This is a genomic window from Streptomyces sp. NRRL S-37 (assembly GCF_000721605.1).
Taxonomy (GTDB): domain Bacteria; phylum Actinomycetota; class Actinomycetes; order Streptomycetales; family Streptomycetaceae; genus Streptomyces.
In genome coordinates this window covers 1-2,137 of the sequence record NZ_JOIZ01000066.1, presented here as the reverse complement: position 1 = coordinate 2,137, position 2,137 = coordinate 1, and the positions used below count along the sequence as shown (strand labels likewise).

General features: G+C 74.7%; 1 pseudogene. It reads right to left on the bottom strand.

What is annotated here, in order from left to right:
• Positions 1 to 2,137, bottom strand: a pseudogene (locus tag IH50_RS0136680) (type I polyketide synthase); the annotation flags it as partial.

Sequence of the window (2,137 nt, the reverse complement as noted above, 5' to 3'; positions counted from 1 at the left end):
GGGGCGCACGCCCCAGGCGTCGAGCAGACGGTACAGCGCCACTTCCAGGGCGAACAGCCCGGCCTGGGCATACGCGGTCGCGTTCAGCGCCTCGACGTCGTCACCCCAGACCACGTCACGCAGCGGCCGCTCCAGGTGTTCGTCCAGGCCCGCGCACACCGCGTCGAACGCCTCCGCGAACACCGGGAAGCTGGCGTGCAGTTCACGTCCCATGCCGAGACGTTGCGACCCCTGACCCGAGAACAGGAAGGCGGTCGAGCCGCCGTCCCGCGCGGTGCCGTGGAGGACGGCCGGGGACGCGTCGCCGCGGGCGAGCGTCCGCAGCCCGTCGAGCAGGTCGGCGCGGTCGGCACCGAGTACGACGGCGCGGGACTCCAGCACGGTGCGGGAGGTGGCCAGGGCGTAAGCGGTGTCCAGCGGATCCTGGTCCAGGCGGTCCGTGAGGTGGGCGAGCAGGCGGGTGGCCTGGGCGCGCAGCGCCTCGGGGGTCGCGGCGGACACGGTCCACGGCAGCGGGGGCGTCGGGCGGGTGGGGCTGTCGCCGTCCTGCGCCGGTCGCGTCCCGGCGGCCGGTGCGGGCGCGGGGGCCTGCTCCAGGACGACGTGCGCGTTGGTGCCGCTGAGCCCGAACGCGGAGACGCTCGCGCGGCGCGGGTGCGGGGCGTCCGGCCACGGCCGTTCCTCGACGACCAGTTCCGCGTTGCCCTCGGTCCAGTCGACGTGCGGTGAGGGCCGGTCGACGTGCAGGGTGCGCGGCACCGTGCCGTGTTCCATGGCCATCACCATCTTGATGACGCCGGCGACACCGGCGGCGGCCTGGGCGTGACCGATGTTCGACTTGATGGAGCCGAGCAGCAGCGGCCGGTCGGCGGGGCGGTCCTGACCGTAGGTGGCCAGCAGCGCCTGCGCCTCGATCGGGTCGCCCAGCGTGGTGCCGGTGCCGTGCGCCTCGACGACGTCGACCTCGGAGGCGGCCACGCCGGCCGCCTCGAGCGCCTGGCGGATGACGCGCTGCTGCGAGGGCCCGTTGGGGGCGGTGAAGCCGTTGGAGGCGCCGTCCTGGTTGACGGCGGTGCCCCGGACGACCGCGAGGACGCGGTGTCCGTTGCGTACGGCGTCGGAGAGGCGCTCGACGAGGAGGACGCCCACGCCCTCGGACCAGCCGACGCCGTCGGCCGCTCCCGCGAACGCCTTGCAGCGGCCGTCCGCGGACAGCCCGCGCTGCCGGCTGAACTCGACGAACATGCCCGGCGTCGACATCACCGTGGCACCGCCGGCCACCGCGAGCGAGCACTCGCCCGTGCGCAGCGCCTGGACCGCGAGGTGCAGGGCGACGAGGGAGGACGAGCAGGCGGTGTCGACGGTGACGGCCGGGCCTTCCCAGCCGTACGTGTACGACAGCCGGCCGGACACCACGCTGCCGCCCGCCGTGCCGGAGGGCGACACGTTGAGGGCGTAGTCGTGGTACATCACGCCGGCGAACACGCCGGTGCGGCTGCCCTTGAGCGAGGCCGGGTCGATGCCCGCCCTCTCCAGGGCCTCCCAGGAGGTCTCCAGGAGCAGTCGCTGCTGCGGGTCCATGTAGAGGGCCTCGCGCGGCGAGATGCCGAAGAACCCGGGGTCGAACTGGGCGGCGTCGTGGAGGAAGCTGCCCCGGCGGGTGTAGCTCTTGCCTTCCGCACCGGGCTCCGGGTCGTACAGGCCCTCCAGGTCCCAGCCGCGGTCGTCCGGCATGTCGGAGACGGTGTCGACGCCGTCGACGACCAGGCGCCACAGGTCCTCGGGCGAGGTCACTCCGCCCGGGTAGCGGCAGGCCATGCCGTTCGGTGGCGGCGAGCGAGTCGAAACCCAGCTCCTGGAAGGCACGGTCGGGTCCGATCGCCTCGGCCGAACCGTGTCCCAGCACCGCCGCCACCTGCGAGCGCACCAGTTGCAGAACCGTGCGGTGCCGCTCACCGGCGGTCAGCCCGGCCAGCCGGTCCGCGAGTCCGCCGGGCTCGGTGACGGCGGTCTCCACGGCGGCGGCGCGGCGCGCGGTCGGGGTGAGGGCGCGCAGGAGGGCGGGCACCTCGTCGGTACGGGTGCGCAGGGCGACGGTGTCGACCCGCAGCGGGACGACCGTGGCCTCCGGCCGGTC